General features: G+C 37.8%; 25 protein-coding genes, 1 tRNA gene and 1 other annotated feature. Of the genes, 22 read left to right on the forward strand and 4 right to left on the reverse strand.

All coding sequences use genetic code 11. The features are described from left to right. Nucleotides 1–53: 53 nt before the first annotated feature. The 7 genes from OMU_RS13135 (at nucleotide 54) to OMU_RS13160 (ending at nucleotide 6,065) form a co-directional block, all read left to right on the forward strand. Nucleotides 54–1,529: a glycoside hydrolase family 32 protein gene (locus OMU_RS13135; protein WP_016180383.1), complete on the forward strand. Its 1,476-nt coding sequence runs from the start codon at nucleotides 54–56 to the stop codon at nucleotides 1,527–1,529. 4 nt (nucleotides 1,530–1,533) lie between these two features. Next, nucleotides 1,534–2,397: a fructokinase ScrK gene (scrK, locus tag OMU_RS13140; protein WP_016180384.1), complete on the forward strand. Its 864-nt coding sequence runs from the start codon at nucleotides 1,534–1,536 to the stop codon at nucleotides 2,395–2,397. Between the two features lie 377 nt (nucleotides 2,398–2,774). Next, nucleotides 2,775–3,248, forward strand: coding sequence for a hypothetical protein (locus tag OMU_RS13145; RefSeq protein ID WP_016180385.1), 474 nt, complete (start codon nucleotides 2,775–2,777; stop codon nucleotides 3,246–3,248). After that, complete coding sequence (locus OMU_RS13150) at nucleotides 3,241–3,636, forward strand: sigma-70 family RNA polymerase sigma factor (RefSeq protein WP_016180386.1); 396 nt, start codon at nucleotides 3,241–3,243, stop codon at nucleotides 3,634–3,636. The genes OMU_RS13145 and OMU_RS13150 overlap by 8 nt, the downstream gene beginning before the upstream one ends. Before the next feature lie 69 nt (nucleotides 3,637–3,705). Then, complete coding sequence (locus OMU_RS13155) at nucleotides 3,706–3,915, forward strand: helix-turn-helix domain-containing protein (protein WP_010740666.1); 210 nt, start codon at nucleotides 3,706–3,708, stop codon at nucleotides 3,913–3,915. 533 nt (nucleotides 3,916–4,448) lie between these two features. Further along, nucleotides 4,449–4,601 carry a helix-turn-helix domain-containing protein gene (locus OMU_RS23745; RefSeq protein ID WP_123864156.1) on the forward strand — a complete coding sequence of 51 codons (153 nt, stop codon included), beginning with the start codon at nucleotides 4,449–4,451 and terminating at the stop codon, nucleotides 4,599–4,601. A 24-nt stretch (nucleotides 4,602–4,625) separates the two neighbouring features. After that, nucleotides 4,626–6,065: a site-specific integrase gene (locus tag OMU_RS13160; RefSeq protein ID WP_016180387.1), complete on the forward strand. Its 1,440-nt coding sequence runs from the start codon at nucleotides 4,626–4,628 to the stop codon at nucleotides 6,063–6,065. Between the two features lie 194 nt (nucleotides 6,066–6,259). Here the strand turns inward: OMU_RS13160 and OMU_RS13165 are convergent. From OMU_RS13165 to OMU_RS13180, 4 genes are all read right to left on the reverse strand, one after another. Then, nucleotides 6,260–6,333, reverse strand: a tRNA-Arg gene (locus OMU_RS13165). Nucleotides 6,334–6,464: 131 nt separating this feature from the next. After that, nucleotides 6,465–7,304, reverse strand: coding sequence for an alpha/beta hydrolase (locus tag OMU_RS13170; RefSeq protein WP_016180388.1), 840 nt, complete (start codon nucleotides 7,302–7,304; stop codon nucleotides 6,465–6,467). A 101-nt stretch (nucleotides 7,305–7,405) separates the two neighbouring features. Beyond that, nucleotides 7,406–8,074: an O-methyltransferase gene (locus tag OMU_RS13175; protein WP_016180389.1), complete on the reverse strand. Its 669-nt coding sequence runs from the start codon at nucleotides 8,072–8,074 to the stop codon at nucleotides 7,406–7,408. Beyond that, on the reverse strand, nucleotides 8,074–8,721 hold the full coding sequence (locus OMU_RS13180) for a uracil-DNA glycosylase (protein ID WP_016180390.1): 648 nt from the start codon (nucleotides 8,719–8,721) through the stop codon (nucleotides 8,074–8,076). Before OMU_RS13180 ends, OMU_RS13175 begins: the two co-directional genes overlap by 1 nt. A gap of 119 nt (nucleotides 8,722–8,840) precedes the next feature. Continuing rightward, nucleotides 8,841–8,912 (forward strand) — a sequence feature (ribosomal protein L21 leader region). Between the two features lie 20 nt (nucleotides 8,913–8,932). Here OMU_RS13180 and rplU point away from each other — a divergent pair. From rplU to OMU_RS13255, 15 genes are all read left to right on the forward strand, one after another. Then, nucleotides 8,933–9,241 (forward strand): 50S ribosomal protein L21, encoded by a 309-nt coding sequence (gene rplU, locus OMU_RS13185; RefSeq protein WP_010740661.1) that lies wholly within the window; start codon nucleotides 8,933–8,935, stop codon nucleotides 9,239–9,241. A 17-nt stretch (nucleotides 9,242–9,258) separates the two neighbouring features. Further along, a complete protein-coding gene (locus tag OMU_RS13190) occupies nucleotides 9,259–9,609 on the forward strand; it encodes a ribosomal-processing cysteine protease Prp (RefSeq protein ID WP_016180391.1) in 351 nt (116 codons plus the stop codon). A 12-nt stretch (nucleotides 9,610–9,621) separates the two neighbouring features. Continuing rightward, the gene (rpmA, locus tag OMU_RS13195) at nucleotides 9,622–9,915 is read left to right on the forward strand and encodes a 50S ribosomal protein L27 (protein WP_010745708.1); all 294 of its coding nucleotides are present in this window, start codon (nucleotides 9,622–9,624) and stop codon (nucleotides 9,913–9,915) included. Between the two features lie 108 nt (nucleotides 9,916–10,023). After that, entirely contained in the window at nucleotides 10,024–10,290 is a 267-nt protein-coding gene (locus tag OMU_RS13200; RefSeq protein ID WP_016180392.1) for a SemiSWEET family transporter, read from the forward strand. Between the two features lie 298 nt (nucleotides 10,291–10,588). Beyond that, nucleotides 10,589–11,956, forward strand: a complete 1,368-nt coding sequence (gene trkA / locus OMU_RS13205; RefSeq protein WP_016180393.1) for a Trk system potassium transporter TrkA — start codon at nucleotides 10,589–10,591, stop codon at nucleotides 11,954–11,956. Between the two features lie 12 nt (nucleotides 11,957–11,968). Next, nucleotides 11,969–13,408 carry a TrkH family potassium uptake protein gene (locus tag OMU_RS13210; RefSeq protein WP_016180394.1) on the forward strand — a complete coding sequence of 480 codons (1,440 nt, stop codon included), beginning with the start codon at nucleotides 11,969–11,971 and terminating at the stop codon, nucleotides 13,406–13,408. Nucleotides 13,409–13,845: 437 nt separating this feature from the next. Next, nucleotides 13,846–16,620: a sigma-54-dependent transcriptional regulator gene (locus OMU_RS13215; RefSeq protein WP_016180395.1), complete on the forward strand. Its 2,775-nt coding sequence runs from the start codon at nucleotides 13,846–13,848 to the stop codon at nucleotides 16,618–16,620. Between the two features lie 201 nt (nucleotides 16,621–16,821). Beyond that, nucleotides 16,822–17,322, forward strand: coding sequence for a PTS sugar transporter subunit IIB (locus OMU_RS13220; RefSeq protein ID WP_016180396.1), 501 nt, complete (start codon nucleotides 16,822–16,824; stop codon nucleotides 17,320–17,322). A 75-nt stretch (nucleotides 17,323–17,397) separates the two neighbouring features. Then, nucleotides 17,398–18,387 carry a mannose/fructose/sorbose PTS transporter subunit IIA gene (locus tag OMU_RS13225; protein WP_016180397.1) on the forward strand — a complete coding sequence of 330 codons (990 nt, stop codon included), beginning with the start codon at nucleotides 17,398–17,400 and terminating at the stop codon, nucleotides 18,385–18,387. 33 nt (nucleotides 18,388–18,420) lie between these two features. Beyond that, nucleotides 18,421–19,224, forward strand: coding sequence for a PTS mannose/fructose/sorbose transporter subunit IIC (locus tag OMU_RS13230; protein WP_016180398.1), 804 nt, complete (start codon nucleotides 18,421–18,423; stop codon nucleotides 19,222–19,224). Between the two features lie 21 nt (nucleotides 19,225–19,245). After that, entirely contained in the window at nucleotides 19,246–20,157 is a 912-nt protein-coding gene (locus OMU_RS13235) for a PTS system mannose/fructose/sorbose family transporter subunit IID (RefSeq protein ID WP_016180399.1), read from the forward strand. A 115-nt stretch (nucleotides 20,158–20,272) separates the two neighbouring features. Next, on the forward strand, nucleotides 20,273–20,644 hold the full coding sequence (locus OMU_RS13240) for a DUF956 family protein (protein WP_016180400.1): 372 nt from the start codon (nucleotides 20,273–20,275) through the stop codon (nucleotides 20,642–20,644). Between the two features lie 158 nt (nucleotides 20,645–20,802). Continuing rightward, nucleotides 20,803–22,569 carry a PTS mannitol transporter subunit IIBC gene (locus OMU_RS13245; protein ID WP_016180401.1) on the forward strand — a complete coding sequence of 589 codons (1,767 nt, stop codon included), beginning with the start codon at nucleotides 20,803–20,805 and terminating at the stop codon, nucleotides 22,567–22,569. Nucleotides 22,570–22,656: 87 nt separating this feature from the next. Then, nucleotides 22,657–24,708, forward strand: coding sequence for a BglG family transcription antiterminator (locus OMU_RS13250; protein ID WP_016180402.1), 2,052 nt, complete (start codon nucleotides 22,657–22,659; stop codon nucleotides 24,706–24,708). A 33-nt stretch (nucleotides 24,709–24,741) separates the two neighbouring features. Further along, on the forward strand, nucleotides 24,742–25,179 hold the full coding sequence (locus OMU_RS13255; RefSeq protein ID WP_016180403.1) for a PTS mannitol transporter subunit IIA: 438 nt from the start codon (nucleotides 24,742–24,744) through the stop codon (nucleotides 25,177–25,179).

Here is a 25,179-nt window from a genome sequence, read left to right on the forward strand (position 1 = left end):
TGCTATTTTTGTAGCTATCAAACTTTTTAGAAACACAACGAAAGGATGACAGGATGAAAAACGAAAAAACATTAAATCATGAAAATGAGTTAAAAAAAGCAAATGACTATATTAAAGAGAACGGAGCAAGTGTACAGGGAAAAAAATCTAGATTGAAAATGCACTTTATGACACCACTAGGTTGGATGAATGATCCTAATGGTTTAGTTTTCCATCAAGGTGAATATCATTTGTTTTTCCAATTCTATCCTTATGATGTTGAGTGGGGACCGATGCATTGGGGACATTCTAAAAGTAGCGATGGAATTAAATGGGAATATCTTCCTGTTGCTCTTGCTCCATCAGAAGAATACGACTATTCCAGTGTTGAACAAGGACATGGTTGTTTTTCAGGTAGTGCGATTTCGGTAGAGGATCAACTAGTCTTAATGTATACAGGAAATGTTGATGGTAGAACGCCGCGTCAGACGCAGAATATTGCTTTTTCGAAAGATGGAAGAAGTTTTTCAAAATCTTCAAATAACCCAGCAATTCCTACATTTCCAAACGAAGCGACCGAAGATTTTCGCGATCCTAAGATATGGAAAAAGGATGAGATGTATTATGCCATCATAGGGACAAAGAAGGATGGAAAAGGAAAGGCTGCAATCTATAGCTCCCTAGATTTGAAGGATTGGGAGTATCGAGGCATCGCGACTGAAAGTAACGGACAGCAAGGAGATATGTGGGAGTGCCCAGATCTATTTACACTTGATGAACAAGATATTTTGATTATATCTCCGATGTTTGGAACTAAAAATAGTAGTCCGTATTACTTATTGGGAAATTTTGACTACGATACATGTAAATTTGAACAAAAAGACTTCTTCACTTTAGACTATGGCAAGGATTTTTATGCACCACAAACATTTACTGATGGAAAAAACAGAAGGATAATGATTGCTTGGATGAACATCTGGTTTGCTGAAATGCCTGAAAAGAATGATGGCTGGGCCGGAGCGATGACAATTGCACGGGAGTTAACAATTAAGAAGAACAAACTTTACCAATACCCAATCGTAGAATTGAACGATTATCGTGTAGATTCAGAGCTTGTGGAAGATCTTCAAATAGATTCTAAATCAAGTTTCAATACTTCACTAACGAGCGCTTCGGACGTATTACTTACCATCGATATGGAAAAATCTAAGGCAGAAGCCTTTGACATTTTTGTAAAATGTTCAAAAGACATGAAAGAAAAAACAAGGATTCATTTTGACTTGAAGCAGATGACGGTTTTGGTAGATAGAGAGCTTTCAGGAGTGGGGAACAAAGATAATTCTGTCGCTCCATTAAGTGTGAATGATGGAAAGCTTCTTGTTCGTCTGATTCTGGATACAAATGCGCTAGAACTATTTATTAATGAAGGAGAATATGTTGTAACAAACCGAGTGTATCCAACGAATAGCGATGAACTATTTGTTATCAAATCAGAAGATTTATTAATCATAGAGCAACTAGAAAATTATTCACTCAAAATGGAGGGATAAAAATATGGTTTTTGGTGCAATTGAAGCAGGTGGGACAAAGTTTGTTTGTGCTATTGGAGATAAGAATTTAAACATTGAAAAACGAGTCAGTTTTCCTACAACTACTCCTGAAGAAACGATGAATCTGGTAATCTCCTTTTTTAATGATTATCAAACAGAACTTGAAAGTATCGGTGTTGGTTCTTTTGGGCCAATTGATGTTCAACAAGATTCGTCAACCTATGGCTATATCACCTCTACTCCCAAACCTGGTTGGCAAGATTTTGATTTTGTAGGGAGTTTGAAGAAACACTTTGATGCTCCTATTGCTTGGACTACAGACGTAAATGCTGCAGCATATGGGGAGTATGTTTGCGGAGAAGGGCGAGGAAAAAATAGTGTTGTGTATTACACTATTGGAACTGGTATTGGTGGAGGAGCAATTCAAAAAGGAGAATTCATCGAGGGTTTTAGTCACCCTGAAATGGGGCATATGCTTGTAGTTCCACACGACGAAGATTCTTTCCAAGGAAATTGTCCATTTCACAAAAATTGTTTAGAAGGAATGGCGGCGGGTCCAGCAATTGAAGCAAGAACAGGTCGAAAAGGGCAGGATATTTCTGAGACTGATACTGTTTGGGAAAGTGAGGCTTTTTACATTGCCCAATGCGTCTACAATACTACACTGATACTCTCTCCTGATGTCATTATATTAGGTGGTGGTGTGATGCAGCAATCTCACATGGTAGAACGAGTTCGTGTAGCTTTTCATTCTTTAATGAAGGACTATGTAAGAACTCCAGCAATGAAAAATTATATTGTAACCCCTTCTCTGAAAAACAATGCAGGAGTCATTGGCTGTCTAGCATTAGCAAAGAAAGAAATCTAAAATAATGAATTAGCTTATTAATAATTGTGCCTCAACGTTGTTGTGCGATCCTTGATCATATATATAAATGTAGTTCCTTTATTGGAAATGAGGAGTAAGAGTGATCAGAAAGTCCGTTTCGATATTTGAAAGAATCTCTAAAAATGAAAGAATAATAAACTATTTTAAGAATATAGAAGCAATCGAAAAAGAATTATTTGATAATAAAGTTAGAATTATTAAATATTCAGTAAAATCCCGAAGGAAAAGCTGATTGAATATCTGTGAAGAAAAGATTATCAATATGCAATTTTGATTCACAAAAAAATTCAAAAAAATGGATATATTGGTTTCAAAAAGTGATGCCCCTCCTATTTATTTAGTAGGAGGGATTCTTTATGTTTATTTATGAAGATAAAAATGTGCTTTATCAACTAGTGCAAGAAATAGTATCAGAAAGGTGGGAACTATCCAAACAATATTTTGATATAAAAATGAGAATGGAGAAACTTGAGAAAGATGGGGATAGATTTGCTCAAATTAAAGAAGTAAGGCTATGCGCATTGGAAAATGAAAAGGTTCAATATCAGAATTATTATAGAAACAATAAGACAGCACATTTTAACTCGTTTAATAGAGTTTCAAAAAATATTGTTTCAAATCTTAAGCGATCCACTATTTCCTTGGAAAATATAAAAAAATTAGAAAAACTAACAAGTGAATATGAACTTTCCATATCTCTAAAGAACTTAACTAATATCATTCTCCCTAAAATGAAAAATGTACAGTCTTTACCAATTCAAAAAGCTCATCGTGGATACTGGCAATATAAATTACCTACGAATCGAGAAGGGAGGGGATCCAATGACTGAATTGGAGATAACATATATATTCATTCGTTATATTACTATAGCAATAGAAAGAAAGGCAAAAGCATTTTATCATAAATATAATAAAATTCTTTTTCACGAAAATCAGGAATTGATTGAGAACATTGATAGCGTGAAAGAAAAGACTGAAAATGATTGGAACTCAATGAGTTGTTTTTATGGAAATATTGAAGAAAAAATAACATTTCAAGAATTAATTTTTGAAGGATTAAACTCTCTTGATTTTTTTGAAAAACAGATAATCCGCGAGAAATTTTTGAATGAACGATCAGATATGGATATTGGGAAAAATTTTTCGGTTAGTAGTCAAATGATTTCGAAGAAAAAGAGAAAGATTTTGAATAAACTGAAAAGCATTTATTACGCTTAACTTGTGAATTACGGAACAAGTCTCCGCCAAGAAGTATGTTACATGTATTTCTTTGATCGGAGTGATTTAATGACAAACAATCTAGTTCCATTGATAAAAAAAGCTAAATCTGGTGATGAAGATGCAATGACAGCTCTATATGAATCGTTTAAGCCTTTACTTATAAAAAATTCGATTGATCCATTAAAAATAATGAATCAAGATTGCTTTCAAGAACTATCAATGCAATTCATCCTTGCAGTCCAGACATTTGAAATAGAAAAATATTTAGACAAGTAATTCATTGAAGCAAATATTTAGAAACTTTTGGTTTCAAAATATTTGCTTTCGTCTATTTATTTAGTGAAGGCGAAAATAATGCCTCTTGTTCCTTGAAAATTGAATACTATACTTTTAAATTACATGAACTATCATTTGAGCTATTGTGTAGTTACGCCATGACTTTAAAGAGCGAATACTAGCTAACACAAGACTTGATTTAGGTAATTAAGATGCAACGATGATGATAGAAACCAAGATGCTTCCGCAAGGCTCCCGTAGACTGAGGAGAGGTGAAAACCTATGCGCTTTACCTAGAGCGGTTTAAAAGTGTTTAAAAAATTGTATGTAAGTGAAACAAACGAGTATATCCTGAGAAAAATGATTCACCTTGTTTTATTGCTTATTGTATTAAGAAGGGATTTAAAGATATGATTACCTGCTGATTAACACTGTAAATATTGATATAATGGTAATGCTACTACATTCTATTATTTGCCATTGGAGGGATTAAAATAGAAAATCAAAATAGTGCAACAAAAGAAACATACTCTATTAATGAGATTGCCCAAATTCTGGACATTAGTAATAAAACTGCATATTCTTTGGTTCATGAAAATCTTTTCAGACATGTAAGGATTGGGAAAATTATACGTATTTCAAAAAAATCTTTCGATCAATGGTTGAACAACTTTGCTGATGCTTAATTATCTATCTAGGAGAGATTTTTAATGGCATCAATCATACCGAGAAATAAAAAGTTAGTTGTAGTTTATAGTTATATCAACGAGGAAAAGAAACGTAAACAGAAGTGGGATTCATTCTCTTCAAAATCAGAAGCGAACAAACGTAAGAGGTTCATCGAATACTATCAATCAGTGCATGGATCAGTTCTAGTTCCTGATGAAAAAGAATTTGCTGAGGGTACTCAGAATACTGATACTGAAACAAGTGAAAGAATTTCTTTAAGCGATTTTATTAGGATATATGTTGATATTTATGGACAAGCTAATTGGTCAGTTACAACGTATAGAAACAAGAAAGCTTTGATCAATAATTATATTAATCCTTTAATCGGGGATATAAAACTTGATGAACTATCAACTCGAAAATTATCTAAGTTCTATCATGAGCTTTTAGATGTTGAAGAAGCTACTGGTAATCGACCTACGAATGGAAAAACATTGCAGCCTGCAAATATCAAGAAAATTCATGATTTGATTCGTTCTGCGCTTAATCAAGCTATCGCATGGGAATACCTCCCACCTACTTCAACAAATCCAGCTAAAATGGCCGTATTACCTAAGATTCCTAAATATGAAAGAAGAGTTTGGGAAATTGATACATTCAAACTAGCTATTGAGAAGACTGAGGACGATCTTTTAAGATTGTGTATGCATTTGGCTTTTGCTTGTTCTCTTAGAATTGGAGAAATTCTTGGATTAACTTGGAGTAACCTTATTATTGATGAACAATCAATTGAAAATGGAACTGCTAGGCTAACTGTTGAAAAGCAACTGTCAAGAGTATCTAAAAATGCAATCAAGCAATTACGTGAAAAAGATATTATCAAGGTGTTTCCTTCTAATAAGAAGAATAAAACTAGCCTAGTTTTAATGACACCTAAAACTGATTCTAGTCGTAGAACTGTTTGGTTACCCAGAACTGTTGCAAAAATGTTGGTTCAACACAAAGAAAAACAAAAGTCATTGAAGAAATTTTTTGGATCAGAGTATCACAATCATAAGTTAGTCATTTCTCATGAAGATGGTAGTCCAGTTGAAAACAAAATAATTGGGAAGCGGCTTAGAAAGCTCTGTACGGAGTTTGATTTGCCAAAGGTTGAATTCCATAGTCTGCGCCATTTAAGCACGAATTACAAGCTTAAAATGACCAATGGCGATATAAAGAGTGTACAAGGTGATACAGGACATTCTAAGGCTGATATGGTTACAGAAGTTTATACTCATATCATTGATGAAGATCGCAGGCACAATGCAGAAAAAATGAATCAATCTTTTTATGAAAGTGATCTTGTTGAAAAAAATGAACTTGATCAAAATCTTCAAATAATGAGTATCATTCAATCATTGCCTGCTGATGTTAAAGAAAAATTGTTGTCTTTGGATGGCGAAGTGAGTGAAACGGATTTAGAAGGATTAAAAGTTTAGGAATTTGAAAAAAAGAGTGTTAGCAAAAGTGTTAGCAGAAACGAGGTTTTTTGATGATTTTTCGAGAAAACAAAAAATCTGTTAGCAGATTTCGAGGTCAACTAACAGATCATTTTGAGACAAGTGGTAGCAAAAATTTCCTCTTGCTAACTCCTCGTTAAATTGTCAAAACGTTGATGTATCAACGCTTAGAACGTTCCAGGAGGGATTCGAACCCCCGACCGCTCGCTTAGAAGGCGAGTGCTCTATCCAGCTGAGCTACTGGAACAATGGTAGTTTAGGCGCATGGACAGTCGTCCGCTTAGAAGGCGGATGCTCTATCCAGCTGAGCTACTGTGACAGTAGTTTTGCAACAAGAACTATTATAGAAAAACTACCTTTGCTTGTCAACCTAATTCGTTATTTTACTGATTCGAAAAGATATTCCTTGATCAGTTTCAATGTTTTAGGATTTTCGATGAGTGATCCGTGATCTGCTTGTTCCTCGACAATTATTTCCTTATATTTTTCACTATTTCCATAAATCAGACGGCCAGCCAAGACGCTCGTTAGCGGCACAGTGGTGTCCGTGTTCTGATGATCAACGTTACCGGCAATATTATAAACGGTGATGTTTTTAGGAATATTCTTTTTGTTTTTCAAATAATAATTCAGTAATTCACTTTTGGCCTTTGGTTTGGTGAATGAGTTGCTGTTGTCATTGTATTCCCAAGAGGTATCATTATAAGGTGTACCTAGTGTAATCAAATGATAGAGGGCAGGATCATCGCTTTTTTGTTCATTCTCCAAATAACCGGTAATGATCAATCCGCCGTTTGAATAGCCTAAGTAATCATAAGTGTTAAACGTATATTTTTTTTCGGCATACGCTAAAGCCTGTTGAAACCAACGAGATTGTTTCGGTAATGAGGGATCTGAACCATCTTCAAAGGCGACGGCGATAATGGGCTGTTTTGTCTCTTTCGTAAAATGGCCTGAAGAGGTGATAGAATCATCTTTATTTACCGTAATTTTTACTTCCTCCACACCTTTTTCCGTTTGTTTTAATGAATCAACCAAACTATCGAAGCGATCAACATCCCCATTGGTTCCCGGAACCATAATCACTGGTGCTGGAATCGCTAAAGAGGTGTCCCCATTCTTTATTGCGTGTACATGATCTTTTGCTTCGAAAAGGAGTATTCCGAGGATGCATACGACTAAAATTGCTAGGATGCTCCCGATTTTTTTGTTTTTCATAGGCAATTCCTCCATTTCAGTTTCCTAGTGTACGCCGATTTTTCTCAGGTACAAGTAAAAAAGACGGAAATTCAAAAAAGATTCAAATTTCCGCCATACATCTATTTATTTTTAGAAATCAGTGCTACGCCATCACCTAAAGGTAGTAGGGTGGAAGTAAGCTCTGATGATTTAGTAATTTCCTCTAAGAATTCATTTAAATGCCGATGGATCGAACGATTTTTACGTGGAATCTCTTCGATCGGCTGCAGCACCGTGCCTGCTTGGAAAACATCATCTACCATCAACACCCCATCGTCTGATAATAAACGCAGACATTCCGGCAAGAAGGTGATGTATTTTGATTTCGCGCTATCCATGAAAATAAAATCGTAAGGACCTTCTAGACTGCTGAGTAAATCTGCCGCATCTCCTTCTAATAGAGTGACTTGATCAGTTAAACCAAGTTTTTCAAAATTTTTCTTTGCTTTTTCGATCATGACAGGGAAACGATCGATGGTCGTTATTTTTGCGTCTTCGCCAAGGGTTTCCGCCATCAAACTAGCTGAAAAACCAATAGCGGTACCAATCTCTAAGACATTTTTTGGCTGTTTTTGTTTTAATAAAAATTGCAGGAAGACTACCGTTTCATGTGGGATTACAGGTACGCCATTTTCATGAGCCAGTTCTTCTAATTCGCCTAGTGATCCAGTCAGTTGTTTTTGTTCTGTTCGCAGATAGTGCAGGATATCTTCATTAATAATTGGGCGGTACATCATTTCATTGCGCATTATATTTCCTCTTTCTCTAGTAGTTTTCCGATGTTTAACCAGTCGGTCGCTATTTTTTCTTTCAGTGAACGATTATAGAAAATCGCTGCCGGATGAAAAAGCGGGATGACTGTATATTCTTTTTTGGTTGGTTGATAGTTATTCTGTTCTCGGTTCAGCTCTAACACAGGACCATGGTAAATTTCCCCGTGTCGTTCGCTGATCTGCCACTTTGGTCCTAGTAAGCGCTGTAGTCCAATATTGCCTAAAGTCGCGATGATTTTTGGCTGAATTATTTCCAATTCATAATCCAGAATTGGTGCATGTGCTAGGATTTCTTTTTTATTTGGTGTTCGATTGGGATAAACAATTTCGTTTTCTTGTGTCCGTTTGTTTAAACGTTGCACGACTTTATAGGGACGACTTCTAACTGCGCTGGTGATATATGTGTTTTCTCGAGTAAGCCCGATTGACGCCATCACTTGGATTAATTCTTTTCCCGCTGCACCAGAAAAGGGAATGTGATTTACTACTTCTTTACGACCGGGGGCTTCACCAACCAACATCAACTTCGGGTGGAGCGGTCCTTGTCCGGCGATAAAGCCTTCAAGCTGAAATCCTTTTGAACGTTCTTCAACGAACGTGACCAAACTATTTGGATAGTCCATTTACTTCGCCTCACTTTGTCATCCTCCTAATAGTAGAAAAAACCAAGGCATGCGTCAATAATTAATCATTGACTTGACCTATCTTTTTTAGTAAACTATGAATGTTGTAATTGTGGAACTCACAGCTACAACCGCACAGAACAAGTTATTAAGAACTTCGGTCACTTGGGATGGCGAGTCTAAGTATTTATTATAAGGAGGTGCCACAAGCATGTACGCAATCATCAAAACTGGCGGTAAACAAATCAAAGTTGAAGAAGGTCAAGCAGTCTACATTGAAAAATTAGACGTTGAAGCTGGCGAAAAAGTTGTCTTCGACCAAGTAGTTTTAGTAGGCGGCGAATCTACGAAAGTAGGAGCTCCTATCGTTGAAGGTGCAACTGTTGAAGGAACTGTTGAAAAACACGGCAAACAAAAGAAAGTCGTTACTTTCAAATACAAACCTAAAAAACATTCACACCGTAAACAAGGTCATCGCCAACCTTACACTAAAGTTGTCATTGACTCAATCAAAGCATAAAAAAGAAGGTGCCTAAGTTGATCAAAGGTACATTCACTCGAAATCAAGCAGGACTAATCAGCGAATTTACTTTGACTGGTCATGCTGAAGCCGGTCCTTACGGTAGCGATATCGTTTGTTCCGCTGTTTCCGCATTAGCCATCAGCACAGTAAATAGCTTGGATGCATTAGCAGGTGTCACTCCGAATATCGAAACCAACGATGCTGAAGGTGGTTATCTTCATGTAGCGTTGAAGGAAGATGATTCCATGACACAAGAGCAGATGAATATCTCGCAAATTTTGCTGGAGCATTTATTATTAGGCTTGCAATCAATCGAAACTGAATATTTGGATTTCATTGAGATCCAAACAGAATCTAAATCATAGGAGGTGCAGCTCATGTTATTGAATATGAACTTACAATTATTCGCCCACAAAAAAGGTGGCGGGTCAACTTCTAACGGACGTGACTCAGAATCAAAACGTTTAGGTGCTAAACGTGCTGACGGTCAAACTGTTACTGGTGGATCAATTCTTTATCGCCAACGTGGTACTAAAATTTTCCCTGGTGTAAACGTAGGTATCGGTGGCGATGACACATTGTTTGCTAAAGTTGACGGCGTGGTACGTTTTGAACGTAAAGGTCGCGACAAAAAACAAGTGTCTGTATACCCAGTCGCTCAAGAAGCTTAATCGAGTATTGAAGTCCTAATCCTGATTACAGGGTTAGGGCTTTTTTTTCGCTTCTTTTTTTATTTGGGTTAGTATTTTACTAATGAAAAAAGTTTTGAGGTGTGTTTATTGAATAAGAAGGATCGAACAGTACTGATTTTTGGAAGGATCGCTTCGTTTCTATCGGTGATGATGTATGTTTCATATACCCCACAGATTATGAATAATTTAGATGGAAATAAAGGTAATCCAATACAACCCTTAGTAGCGATGATTAACTGTATCTTTTGGGTCATCTATGCTACGATGCAGAAGAAAAAAGATTATCCAATTATTGTTGCGAATATACCAGGTATCTTTTTAGGTGCCATTACATTTCTCACAGCGATAATATAGCGTAGATTAATGTGCAAAGAGTATTTTAAGTAGTAATTTCTGCTTAGAGTGCTTTTTTATTTTATATTCAGATGGAGAGGCTCGTCGAAAAAACAAGTATCCTTTTGCAAATTTTTGTTTACTTTTTCCCTTAAATGGTGTGGATTTTATAATAGTTTTGTTTTTTTCTTGAACAAACCAAAAAATCGCTTTATTTTGAATAATTATGGAAAAATCCTTTTTGCAAAGTCCGTTGTTTTCCTATGTAGAAAAGGCTAGAATGGAGGATAAGAATATCAATTTTTAGCTGGAGGATAGAATGAAAATTATTGTTTTGGGTGCTGGAAAAGTCGGCAAAGCGCTGACTCAGCATTTATCTGATGAAGACTATGATTATGATGTAGTTGTCATTGATTTACATGCTGAAAAGGTCGAGGCAATCGTCAATCAGTACGATGTATTAGGCGTTGTAGGCAATGGAGCTTCTTATGATATTTTATTGGAGGCTGGCGTTAATGATACAGACATCATTATTGCAGTGACAGAATCGGATGAGCTAAACATTTTAGCTTGCTTAATGGCGAAAAAAATGGGGGCTAAAAATTCGATTGCTCGTGTTCGAAACCCTGATTATTTAAAACAGCGGTCCTTTATGCGGGATCAGCTTGGGATTTCTATGATCATTAATCCAGAACTGGAAGCTGCTAATGAAATTCGTCGGATATTGTTGTTTCCTTCGGCGTTTAAAGTGGATACCTTTGTTGGCGGTAAGATCGAGATGGCAGAGTTCCGCTTACGGGAAAATGCGAAATTGATCAATGTGCCGTTAAATCGTTTGTATAAGATTTCTAAAACCAATGTATTGATTTGCGCAGTTCGCAGAAAAGACGTGCTGATCATTCCTGATGGCAATACAGTCCTTGAACAAGGAGATCGCATCCATGTGATGGGACAACATCGCGATTTAGTTCGGTTTTGTCATGATATTAATTTATTTGAGCAAAAAACAAAACGAGTGATTATCGTCGGCGGTGGAAGAATCGCCTTTTATTTGTCGCGCCAACTTGTAGAGCAGGGAATCGAAGTAAAAATTATTGAAAATAATCCGAAGCGTTGTTTAGAGCTTTCGAGAAAACTCCCAGATGTGACGATCATCGAATCTGATGGCAGCGATGAGGAAGTGTTGATCGAAGAAGGAATCGAAAATGTGGATGCTTTTGTCGCTCTAACTGGTTTAGATGAAGAAAACATCGTGATTTCTTTATATGGCAAACAAATGAAAGCCAAAAAAACGGTCGCAAAAGTTACTCGGACGAATTTTATGGACGTCTTAGATCAATTAGACATTGATAGTATCATTTCGCCGAAGAATATTATCGCGGGACATATTCTGCGTTTTGTACGCGCAAAGAACAATAAAGACGAGGACGGCGGTGTAAGAACGCTTCATCGCTTAGTCAATGACGAGGTGGAAGCGATGGAATTCGTAGTGACACCGCAAACCTGCTTCTTAAATAAAAAAGTTTCTGAGGTTAATTTGAAAAATAATACGTTGATTGCGGCGATCTCAAGAGAACGAGGTTTTGTGATTCCAAAGGGGGATACCCAGATTCGCTTGAAGGATCATCTAGTCGTCATAACAACTAATCGGAAAATTTGTAATTTAAATGATCTGGTAAGGAAATAATGGTGAATCATAATGAATAAAAAAATGGTTCTATTCACATTGGGAAAATTATTAAAGGTCGAAGCGGTTCTGTTGCTTCTTCCGTTAGTAGTCTCCTTCATCTACCAAGAGCACATCGGCCTTTCCTATGCGATCGTAGCGGTATTTGTTTTCTTGGTTGGGTTATTAATGAGTCGAAAGCTTCCGAAAAATCGTAATATTTATGCTAGAGAAGGGTTCTTCATTGTTGGAGTCAGCTGGGTTCTTTTATCGGTTTTTGGCGCCCTTCCTTTTATGCTTACTGGAGAGATCCCTTCTTTTACGGATGCTTTTTTTGAAACTGTTTCTGGTTTTACCACGACAGGCTCATCCATTTTATCTAATTTAGATGGCTTAAGCCATGCAAGTCTATTCTGGCGAAGCTTTACTCATTGGGTTGGTGGTATGGGAATATTAGTGTTCACTGTCGCCTTCATTCCGCTGGCCTCTGGACGCACAATGCACATCTTAAAAGCTGAGATGCCTGGTCCTGTTATTGGTAAATTGGTTTCTAAGGTTCGAGTGACTGCACGAATTCTTTATGTGATCTATGCTGCGTTGACCTTAGTGCAGATTATTTTGCTGATTCTGGGAGGTATGCCAGTTTTTGACAGTATTTTAAATTCGTTTGCGACTGCTGGAACAGGTGGCTTCTCCATGTCTAACGAAGGGATCGCAGTTTACAATAGTGCGTATATTGATGGCGTTATTACGGTCTTCATGATTCTATTTGGAATCAATTTTAATCTGATTTATTTCTTTTTGATCGGAAAAATTGCTCCGGTTCTGAAGAGTGAAGAATTGCGAGGCTATTTAGCGATTATTGCAGGTTCGACTCTTTTGATTACGCTCAACATTGCTTCACAGTATCCGTCTTATTTGAAAGCATTTCGTTATGCGGTGTTTCAAGTGGCTTCAATCATCACCACAACAGGCTTTACCACAACCAATTATGACAAGTGGCCAATGTTTTCTCAAACGATCTTGCTGTTATTAATGTTTATTGGTGCTTGTGCGGGCTCAACCGGTGGTGGAATCAAGGTTTCTCGGATCATTATGCTATCAAAACAGGCTATCCAAGAGTTGAAAAAAATGATCCATTCTCGTAGTGTAACGACTTTGAATTTTGAAGGAGAGGCGATCGCACCTAAAACGATTAGTAATGTTTATTCTTATTTAGTTCTCTATCTATTGGTGTTTGCAGCGTCATTGCTTATTTTGTCTTTGGAAAATCTTGATTTTCAAACAACCTTTTCTGCTGTTGCAACCTGTATCAATAATGTTGGTCCTGGATTTAAGGCAGTAGGTCCAACGGGAAACTTTGGCTTTTTATCAGATTTTTCTAAGTGGACGCTTTCCTTTGCGATGCTGGCAGGCAGACTGGAAATTTTCCCGATTCTTTTACTTTTTTCAAAATCACTTTGGAAGAGTTAATGGTCAAAGAGCGTATGTTAAAATCTTATCTCGTTTTGAGGTAAGATTTTTTATTATTCATGTGACATTGAAGTAGTAAACTAACCGAGTCGGATTTTTAGTGACTGGCAAAATCCAATAAAAATTTGGCTCTTTCTTGGCAAATGGAAAAATAGTTCCCCGAATAGACGCTTTGGTAAAAAATAAATTTTCTTTTTTGTTTTGAAAAAGAACCGAAGTTATCTTCTATTATAATAGAAGAAACACGACACGGAAAACATAATACCAAAGAAAAAGGTAAAAAAGCTTAAGTATATTTAAGGTTAATTGGGAGAAAATCCCAAAAACTTTCATTTTCAAAAAATATAGTGTATTATTTTGTAGCGAAATATTTGACATTTTAATAAAAACTATAGATGATTGATAATATAGAATACACTAATAAAGAAGGTGACTGAATGGAACGACGGATTGACCGCATTTATCGCTTTGTTTCAGAGAATGCAAATGTAACGACGAAAGATGTAGCGGATTCATTGGATATTCAACGGACAAATGCTAGTAAAGATTTAAATCTTCTTGTTAAGGATGGTCATTTAAGCAAAAGTGAAGGAAGACCTGTTCGCTATTTTGTTTCGAACCAATCAGCAGCAACGTCGTTTGACGCAGAAGTCCCTCAGACGCACGCCCGTGTTGTGGAGCCGCCGGAGAAGAAAATTCTAAATAAAAATACCGGCAATGTATTTACTCAAATTATCGGCTCTACTGGAAGTATGCGTAATGCAGTAGAGCAAGCCAAAGCAGCAATATTGTATCCACCTCGTGGATTGAATTGCTTGATTACCGGTCCAACTGGTTCGGGGAAAACCTTTTTTGCCCATGCTATGTTTCAGTTTGCTCAGACAGAAGGAGTAGTAGAAGCGGATCGCGAATTGGTCGTTTTCAACTGTGCCGACTATGCAAATAATCCTGAATTGTTGATGAGTCACTTATTTGGTTACGAAAAGGGCGCCTTCACTGGTGCAGACACAGAAAAAGATGGTTTAATCCAGCAAGCCGATGGCGGCATGCTGTTCTTAGATGAGATTCACCGTTTACCGCCAGAAGGACAAGAAATGATTTTCTATTTTATGGATCATGGAACCTATAGCCGGCTTGGTGAAACAGGCAAAAATCGTTTTGCGAATGTTCGAATCGTTGGAGCAACAACAGAAGACCCCCATTCAGCATTATTAGACACCTTTGTTCGACGTATTCCGATCAATATTCAAATGCCGGCATTTGGCAGTCGGCCAGCGGCTGAACAATTGGACTTAGTTCGTGTAATGGTGGCAATGGAGGCTAATCGAATTCAAAGGAAAATCACCTTGACAGAAGATGTTGTGAAAGCTTTATTAGGCAGCGTTTCTTACGGGAATGTCGGACAGCTGAAGTCCAATGTACAATTAATTTGCGCCCGCGGGTTCATGAATCATATGATGCAAGAAGAGATTCATATTACTCTAAATGACCTGACTGAAGGGATCAAAGCAGGATTGGTACAGCTTTCCGCTGATCGAATCAAATCAACAGATGTATCGCCATATCTTGAGCCAGAGATGGTGGTCACCCCCAATGAGATCGATGAGTTAATCAAAACAGACACTTATGAATTGCCATATAACTTATATGATATCATCGGTGATAAAGCGGCTTTACTAAAGACAGAGGGTTTGGATCAAGAAACGATCAATCATTTTATTTCTACGGATATTAATGTTCATTTGAAATCATTTTATAAGGATCATGGCTTTACTTTTGATACGGAGACTCGACTGACAGAGTTTGTTGACAAGCATGTGATCGATGTCAGCAACAAAATTGCCGCTTTAGTTAGTGAACGTTTAGATACACATTTCCAACAAAACTTTATTTATGCTATGAGTCTTCACATTTCTTCCTTCTTGAAAAAAATTCATGTTGGAGAAACGCGAGAGACGAATGCCAATATTCGGGAAATGGCGAAGGATTATCCAACAGAGTTTGCAGTAGCACGTGAAATTCGTCGCTTAGTTGAAAAAGAATTTCAAGTGGATATTCCCGACAGTGAAGAATACTATTTGACTGTTCTGCTTGTTTCCTTACGAGAAGATCAGTCTTCAGGAAAAATCGGTGTAGTCGTGGCAGCTCACGGGAATAGTACAGCTACTTCAATGGCTCAAGTCGTTCGTGAGTTATTAGATGTAACGAATATTATTGCTGTTGATATGCCCTTAGATATGCATCCAAGAGTTGCTTACGAAAAGATGCGTGAAGCTGTGACTCAGATCGATGAGGGCAGCGGAGTATTAATCATGGTAGATATGGGATCATTAGCTACATTTAATGAAGAAATTCAAAAAGATACTGGAATCGAAGTTTGTACGCTAGATATGGTCACAACTCCTTTACTTATCGAAGCTGCTCGGAAATCAAGCGTATTAGGTTCAGGAGTAGATGAATTGTATGAGTCCTTACAAGGCTTTCGAGGATATGGTCACGTAATGAATGAAAAAGCAGAACCGCAGGAAAAACAAGCGATTTTAGCTATTTGTGCTTCTGGCGAAGGAACAGCTCAACGCTTAAAGGAAATTATTGAACGACCGTTGCAGCAACGAAATTTGAAGCATATTGACGTATTGACTTTAGCGGTTGCAGACATTAAAACAAAGGTGCCTATCTTTAAAGAAGAATACAAGATTTTAGCCACGACAGGGATCATGGATCCGAAAGTTGGTGCTCCATATATTCCAATGGAGAAATTTATCAATCAAAAAGCTGATCAGATTTTAGATGAGCTATTGCTGGAAAATGATTTGTCTGAACAAGAAGAAGTTGTGTTAGATGCAAACAAAGCACGGGAATTGTGTATCAAGTTTATGGAGGAAAGCTTTACTTTTATTAATCCGAATAAACTGATCGATCCGCTTTGGCGTTTAGCAAAAACCATCATTACTAATGATGGGGTTTCTTCTGAATATGCATTAATGGTAAATTTCGTAATGCACATGGCCGGAACGATCGAACGAGGAATCTTGCAGCAGCCATTGAAAATTGATGAGGAATCAAAACGGATTTATCAGAACGTTACAGATAATGTAGTAATGAATCGTGGATTGAATGAGTTAGAAAGTCAATTACGTATCACAATTCCAACATCAGAACGATACTATATTTATCAATTGCTTAAGAACAATGAAGAAATTAGCGTATAAATAATACACAAAAAGGGATACAGTATACTGTATCCCTTTTTTGTGTATCGTTGAAAAGGCGTTAAATAAAGAAATTTTAATTAGTGTATTTTGGCACGGTACTTGCTTTATTATAGGTGAGTGCCTATGTAATACTGTACTCAAAGAATGTAGCGCAAGTCTTTTAGCATCTGAGCCTTGTAATTTGCAGGAGGTGGTGGGATGGTAATGGATATTCGACTCACTCGGATCGATGATCGTTTGATTCATGGTCAGGTAGCGACAGTTTGGTCCAAAGCAACAGGGATCGAGCGAATCTTAGTAGTTAGTGATGAGGTTGCGAACGATGAGTTGCGTAAGTTTCTCCTAAAACAAGCCGCGCCACCAGGAATCAAGTCCAATGTCGTCACAAAAAGAAAACTGGTTGAAGTGTATCAAGATCAATTGTTTGATGGAATGAAGGTCATGCTGTTGTTTGCTTCTCCGCAAGATGTAGTAGAGGTCGTTGAGGCAGGTGTTGATTTGAAATCAGTCAATATTGGCGGTATGCGATTTGGCGAAGGAAAGAAAATGATTACTAATTTTATTTCTGTGGATAGTAAAGATGTCGAGTCTTTTCTTGATTTAATGAATGCAGGAATCGAATTAGAAATTCGTCAAGTGCCGACAGATCGAAAAACAGATCTGATGCAATTAATCAAAAAAGAGAAGATGCTGCAATAATTAATTTTGGTTACAGGTTTTGTAAGAACTTATTTATATTTTTGAGCTGTAACAATAATAGTAGGAGGTATAAAGATGGTAGGAATTATCATTGCCAGTCATGGTGAATTCGCTAATGGTATCTTGCAATCCGGAGCGATGATCTTTGGAGAACAAGAAAATGTCAAAGCAGTAACTTTGATGCCGAGTGAAGGACCTGATGACGTCAAGGCAAAAATGGAAGAAGCAATCGCCTCTTTCGAAAACCAAGATGAAGTATTGTTCTTAGTTGATCTTTGGGGTGGAACGCCTTTCAATCAAGCTAACAGTCTGTTTGAAGAACACAAAGATTCGTGGGCAATCGTTGCTGGTATGAACTTACCGATGGTTATTGAAGCATACGCTTCACGTTTCTCAATGGAAACGGCGCATGAAATTGCTGCTCATATTTCAGGAACGGCAAAAGAAGGCGTAAGAATTCGTCCAGAGGAGTTAGAACCAGTTGAAGCAGCTCCAGTAGCGGCTGAAGGCGGACAGCCAACAGGTGCTATCCCTGAAGGAACTGTATTAGGTGATGGTCATATCAAGTTTGTATTAGCTCGTGTAGACTCTCGTTTACTTCATGGTCAAGTTGCAACTGCGTGGACAAAAACGACAGGTCCTAGCCGGATTATTGTTGTTTCAGATGCGGTAGCTAAAGATGATCTTCGCAAGAGATTAATCGAACAAGCTGCTCCTCCAGGTGTTAAGGCAAACGTTATCCCCGTTGATAAAATGATTGAAATCTCAAAGGACCCTCGTTTCGGAAATACAAAAGCGTTGTTACTATTTGAAAATCCTCAAGATGTATTGCGTGCTGTTGAAGGCGGCGTTGATATCAAAGAAGTCAACGTTGGATCAATGGCTCACTCAGTTGGGAAAGTCGTAGTAAGCAAAGTATTGTCAATGGGACAAGATGATGTTGATACTTTTGAGAAGTTGAAAGCAAAAGGAATCAAGTTTGATGTACGTAAAGTACCTAATGATTCTAAAGACAACATGGATGAAATCCTTAACAAAGCAAAAAATGAATTGAAAAACGCTTAAGCAAGATAATTAACTTAAATAGGAGGGCTTATAATGTCTGGTATTTCAATGGTATTAGTAGTAATCGTTGCCTTTCTAGCAGGTATGGAAGGGATTTTGGATGAATTCCAATTCCATCAACCGCTAGTAGCATGTACATTAATTGGTTTAGTAACCGGTAATTTAGAAGCTGGGATCGTGTTAGGCGGCTCACTTCAAATGATCGCCTTAGGTTGGGCAAACATCGGGGCTGCTGTGGCACCGGATGCTGCGTTAGCATCTGTTGCATCTGCAATTATTTTAGTTTTAGGTGGTCAAGGAGTTAAAGGTGTTTCTTCAGCTATCGCAATCGCTGTTCCTTTAGCTGTAGCTGGTTTGTTCTTAACAATGATCGTTCGTACATTAGCTGTGCCAATCGTTCACTTTATGGATGCTGCAGCTGAAAAAGGAAATATGCGTCAAGTTGAAATGTGGCATATTATCGCTGTATGTATGCAAGGTGTTCGTATTGCGATTCCTTCAGCTGCATTATTAGTAATTCCTGCTGACACTGTACGTGGATTCTTAGAATCAATGCCTGCTTGGTTAACTGATGGTATGGCTATCGGTGGTGGTATGGTCGTTGCCGTTGGTTACGCTATGGTTATCAACATGATGGCTACAAAAGAAGTATGGCCATTCTTCGCGATTGGTTTTGCTATCGCAGCACTTTCTGAATTAACGTTGATCGCACTAGGTGTTATCGCAGTTGCATTCGCTTTGATTTACTTGAACCTACAAGAAAGTTCTGGTGGATCTTCTAATGGTGGCGGAGGCAATACTGGCGATCCGCTTGGCGATATTTTGAATGATTATTAATCTTGAAGGAGGAGAAATAAAATGGCAGAAAAAATCGAATTAAGTAAAAGAGATCGTTTAGCCGTTGCATGGCGTTCTACCTTCATTCAAGGTTCTTGGAACTACGAACGTATGCAAAATGGTGGTTGGTGTTTTGCAATGCTACCAGCGATCAAAAAATTATACAAAACAAAAGAAGACCGTACGTTAGCAATGCAACGTCACTTGGAATTCTTTAATACACACCCATATATCGCTTCACCAATCATCGGAGTAACTCTTGCGCTTGAAGAAGAACGCGCAAATGGCGCTCCAGTTGATGATGTAGCAATCCAAGGGGTTAAGGTTGGTATGATGGGACCTTTAGCCGGTGTTGGTGACCCAGTGTTCTGGTTTACTGTACGTCCGATGTTAGGTGCTCTAGGTGCTTCATTAGCGTTAGCTGGAAACATTTTAGGACCAATCATTTTCTTCCTTGCTTGGAATATTATTCGTTGGGCATTCATGTGGTATACACAAGAATTTGGCTATCGTGCTGGTTCTAAAATCACTGATGACCTTTCAGGTGGTCTATTACAAAAGGTTACTAAAGGTGCATCCATTCTAGGTATGTTTGTTTTAGGAGCTTTAGTGCAACGGTGGGTAAACGTGAAATTTACACCGGTTGTTTCTACTGTTAAGTTAGACAAAGGTGCTTATATCGAATGGGACAAATTACCTGCTGGTGCTCAAGGAATTAAAGAAGCTCTTTCTCAACAAGCTTCTGGTCTTGCTTTAGATAGTTCTAAAGTAACTACTTTACAAGATAACTTAGATTCATTAATTCCAGGTCTTGCTGCATTACTATTGACATTGCTTTGCATGTGGTTATTGAAGAAAAAAGTTTCTCCAATCGTTATCATTCTTGGCTTGTTCGTAGTAGGCGTTGGCTTGCACGTATTAGGTATTATGTAAAAAAGTCACTCATTAATGAAAAATGCTCGGGCTTGCCCGAGCATTTTTTGCTTAATAAGAGTAAAATAAAGTATAATGATTCAATAGATACATATAAGGAAATGGAGTAGGTCTTATGGTTCAGTCAATCAATACAAAGGTCGATTTGACAATCGATGCTACCTCGTACTTAGGTGTCGCAGATTATGGGAAGATTATGATTGGTGATAAGGGATTTGAATTTTTCAATAATCGAGATGCAAGAAAGTTTGTTCAAATTCCTTGGGAAGAAGTAGATTACGTTATTGCTTCTGTTGTTTTTAAGGGAAAATGGATTCCACGTTACGCGATACAAACGAAAAAGAATGGCACTTATTCTTTTGCATCAAAGGAACCCAAAAAAGTGTTAAGAGCAATACGTGAATACGTAGATCCAGATCATATGGTTCGATCACTAGGATTTTTTGATGTTATCAAACGTGGGGTACGAAACAAATTTAATAAGTAAGACAAAGTCGTTTATCTATTAGATAAGCGGCTTTTAATTTTGGCACAAACTTCTGTGCCAAAGCTCTATCTACATTTGATTGAAAGCGGATACTCATGGATATATGATAAATATGTAAACGAAATCATTTCATAATTATTTCTAAGGAGGAAAAGAAGATGGAAATGCAAGCTACTGGACAAAAGGGTGGACTAAAAGCAAAAGTCCAGCGTCTCGGAAGTCATTTGTCGGGAATGGTTATGCCCAATATTGGCGGATTTATTGCTTGGGGTGTTATCACTGCTTTATTTATTCCAGATGGGTATATTCCAAATGAACAGCTAGCTTCACTGGTTGATCCAATGCTGAAATTTTTATTGCCATTATTAATCGCTTATACAGGCGGCAGCATGGTACATGGACAACGTGGTGCAGTTGTTGGGGCAATCGCAGCTATGGGGGTTATCGTAGGATCGGATGTACCGATGTTTATCGGTGCAATGATGATGGGACCTTTGGGTGGATGGTGCATCAAGAAGTTTGATGACGCTTTCCAAGAAAAGATTAAGGCTGGATTTGAAATGTTAGTCAATAACTTTTCTTCTGGTTTGATTGGATTTGCTTTAGCAATTGTTGGGTATTATGCGATTGGCCCAGTTGTTGGCTCGTTAACCAATTTGATGGCAGCCGGTGTTGAGTCAATTATCAACATGCATTTGTTACCATTGGCAAATATTTTTATTGAACCTGCAAAAATTTTATTCTTGAACAATGCGATTAACCACGGAATTTTGACTCCGCTAGGTATTGAACAAGCAGCAGAAGCTGGAAAATCAGTCCTATTCTTATTAGAAGCAAATCCTGGACCAGGTTTAGGAATCTTATTAGCCTTCACATTGTTTGGAAAAGGTGCGGCGAAATCTTCTGCACCGGGCGCGATCATTATTCAATTTTTAGGTGGGATTCATGAGATTTATTTCCCATACGTAATGATGAAACCACTTTTATTCCTAGCTGTTATGGCAGGCGGGGTTGCTGGAACATTTACTTTCCAATTATTAGGTGCCGGTTTACGAGCAGCAGCATCACCAGGTTCGATCATTGCTGTTATGGCTATGACACCGCCAGATGCGATTTTTGCTAACTTAGCAGGGATTGTTGTAGGATGCGTTGTTTCGTTCTTAGTGGCTATGGTTATTATTAAATCGGATCATAATGAAGAAGAAGACTTAGCGGCGACTCAAGCAGCAGTTGCCGATGCAAAAGCACAAAGCAAAGGTCAAAGTGCAATGAAAGCTGACAATCAAGAAATGTTTGGCAACATTAACAAAATCATCTTTGCTTGCGATGCTGGTATGGGATCAAGTGCAATGGGTGCATCAGTATTGCGTGATAAAGTGAAAAAAGCTGGATTATCATTACCAGTTTCTAACTCGGCAATCAATAACTTGAGTGATGATCCGAATGCTTTGATCGTGACACAAGAAGAACTGCATGATCGTGCAAGCCAAAAAGCACCAAGTGCAACCTTCGTTCAAGTGGAAAACTTCATGAACTCTCCACGCTATGATGAAATCGTGGAACGCTTATCCGCAGAACCAGCAGCAGGTGACAGCGAAAAAAAGCCTCTGACAGATGATGTGGTACAAGGTTTAGCAGACTACTCGAAAGTCGATCACATTGTCTTTGGTTATGATCAAGTGAAAGGATCTGCCAATATGGGTGCAACGATTTTGAAAAAATTATTGAAAGACAACGGAATGGATTATCCTGTAACAGTTGAACTAATCAATGTTTTACAAGATAAGCCGAGTGCTTTAATCATTACAAACAGTGAAGAGACAGTTAAAGCAGAGCAACAGGCACCAAGTGCTACACATGTGCCATTAAACGATCTAGTTGCTTCTGAAAAATATGACAAGGTCATTCAAAATTTAAGGAAATAAGTGGTCTTTTATCCAGAATCGTATTACTCTTAAAGCAGTGAGGATTCTCACTGCTTTTACCCTTTTGACATTATTGGAGGAGATATTGTGTATTTTTCGATTCGCGAAAAAAAGATACTTTCCCTTTTATTAGATTATCCAAATGGCATTACTTCAGAAGAATTGCAAGATATTTTACAGGTTAGCAAACGAACGGTTTACCGAGAGATCTCAAGTATAGAAAAGACGATTAAGTCACAGGATATTCAGATTATCAAGCCTCGTGGCGAAGGCTATCGAATTGTGGGAGAAACTTTAAACTTAGAACGTTTGCAGCAGCAATTAGGCGAAAAACAAGCAGAACTATTTACAGATAACGTTCAGCGGCAAAGTGCAATTGTTTGTTCTTTATTGTTAATGGATGAAGAAGCGACGATTGAGGGCTTAGCGATTGATTTTAAAGTAAGTTCAGCGACGATTACTTCTGATTTAGCTACAATAGAAAAAAGCTTGATTGATTACCGATTAGAGCTGCAGCGTCTCAAGGGTCGCGGCATACGAATTGTCGGTCGTGAAAAGCAACGTCGTCAGTTATTAAGTAATTTGATCTATAACGGTGTTAGTGAGTTTGATTTTTTCCAATTCATTGATTCCCTAGATGAAAAGAAAAAAACGACGGATAACTTCTTTTTGAATTTGTTGAGTCAATCAAGTCTATTGTTAGCTCGAAGAATTTTTGAGCAGATTTCTCAGCAGTCGTTTGAGCAGGTTACAGACAATCAACTACAGCGTGTATTGATTTTATTGGCTCTATCGATTGATCGTATGTCTCAAGAGCGTTTTGTAGAAGTTGAGCAGGAGACAAAAGCAAAGCCTGAAAGTATGCAGATTGCTAGTCAAATCATGATTAAAGTTGCAACGACGCTGAAAAAATCGATACCGCCACAGGAGGTTCGTTTCTTTGCCTTTCAATTAGAAGGGGTAAATTATAAGAAGCCGCAAAATATTTTCATTGACAGTTTTGATGTAGAGCTTTCCTATAAGATTAAAGAATTGATTCGTTTGGTTTCTGAAACGTCTGGTATTGATTTTCGAAAAGATGAACAGCTTTTCAATGATTTATCGGCCCATATGTCGGCCGCTTTAAAACGAAATTTGACCGTTCTTCAGGGAGCAAACAACCCGTTATTACAAAAAATTCGTGATAAGTATCAAGAATTGACAGCAGCGATCATCAAAGAATTGGCGGTTGTTTTTCCGGATCATCAATTTACTGCTGATGAATTAGGTTACGTCGTGATCCATTTCGCAACTTCTCTGGAGCGTCATCCTAGTGGGCGAGCACTATCTGCATTAGTATTATGTTCCAGTGGGATTGGGACAGCACGAATATTAGAGAGTCGAATTCACAAGTATTTAAACGAGATCGAAAAAGTGCAAGTGGCAAAAATTTCTGAAATGAATCAATTGGATTATAAAAGCTATGATCTGATTCTAGCGACGGTCTTTTTACCAGGATTTAATTTGCCGTACAAAGTGATTTCACCTTTATTATTGGATGACGAAATTAAAGAAATCAAAGACTATATCCAAACGCTGCACCCAGATAAGGCGTATGTACATGTAGATGAACCGGAACAAGAGCCTAGCGAAGCCTTTGATGAGATTTATGAGACCATGCGAATCGCCAATAGTCTATTACAAAACTTTGATGTTAAACAGATAAACACAAAAGAAACAATTGAGCTGACCTTAGAAGAGATTATTGATCAGATGCAAGGTACGATCGTATCAGATGCCAAAATCGTGACGAACAAAGTGATTCAACGATATTTGGTGGCGCCGATTGGTGTGCCGAAAACCAATTTTGCCTTATTTCATTGTGCGGATGCACATGTCAAGGAACCATTATTTACCATTTATGACTTAGATCGGAAGTTCTTGATTCAAGGAATGGATAAAAAAAGTATTGATTTAACCCGGGTACTATTACTGTTAGCACCCGATCCAATGCCAGAAAGCCAACAAAGTTTGTTAGGAAAAATCAGCAGTTCGGTCATCGAAAGTGATCTGAATACTGAAATCTACAAATTCGGCAATAAAGAGATTATCTATCAATTATTGAGTTCTTTGTTTGTCAAAGAAATTCGAGAAAACTAGCGCAAGCTTTTAAAAATCGGGGAGGAATTTAAAATGGAATTACAGCCAGAAATGATTTTATTAGACCAAGAATTTGCCAACAAGGAAGAGGCGATCCGTGCAAGCGGACAGTTGTTAGTGGATGCTGGTTGTGTGGAAGAAGGCTATGTTGATGCCATGATCGAAAGAAATAAGCTGGTCTCTGTTTATATGGGAAACTTTATCGCGATCCCTCATGGAACCGATGAAGCGAAGCGCTATGTAAAGAAAAGCGGTATTTCGGTGATCCAGGTTCCTACGGGGGTTCACTTTGGGAAAGATGATACAGAAGACGTAGCGATGGTGCTATTTGGAATTGCTGGGATCGAAAACGAGCATTTAGATATCTTGCAAAAGATCGCAATCTTTTGTTCTGATGTTGAAAATGTCGTTAAATTAGCAGATGCAAAAACAAAAGAAGAAGTCATTAGCTATCTTCAGGAGGTAGAATAG

It is taken from the genome of Enterococcus avium ATCC 14025 (assembly GCF_000406965.1).
Classification (GTDB): Bacteria; Bacillota; Bacilli; order Lactobacillales; family Enterococcaceae; genus Enterococcus_A; species Enterococcus_A avium.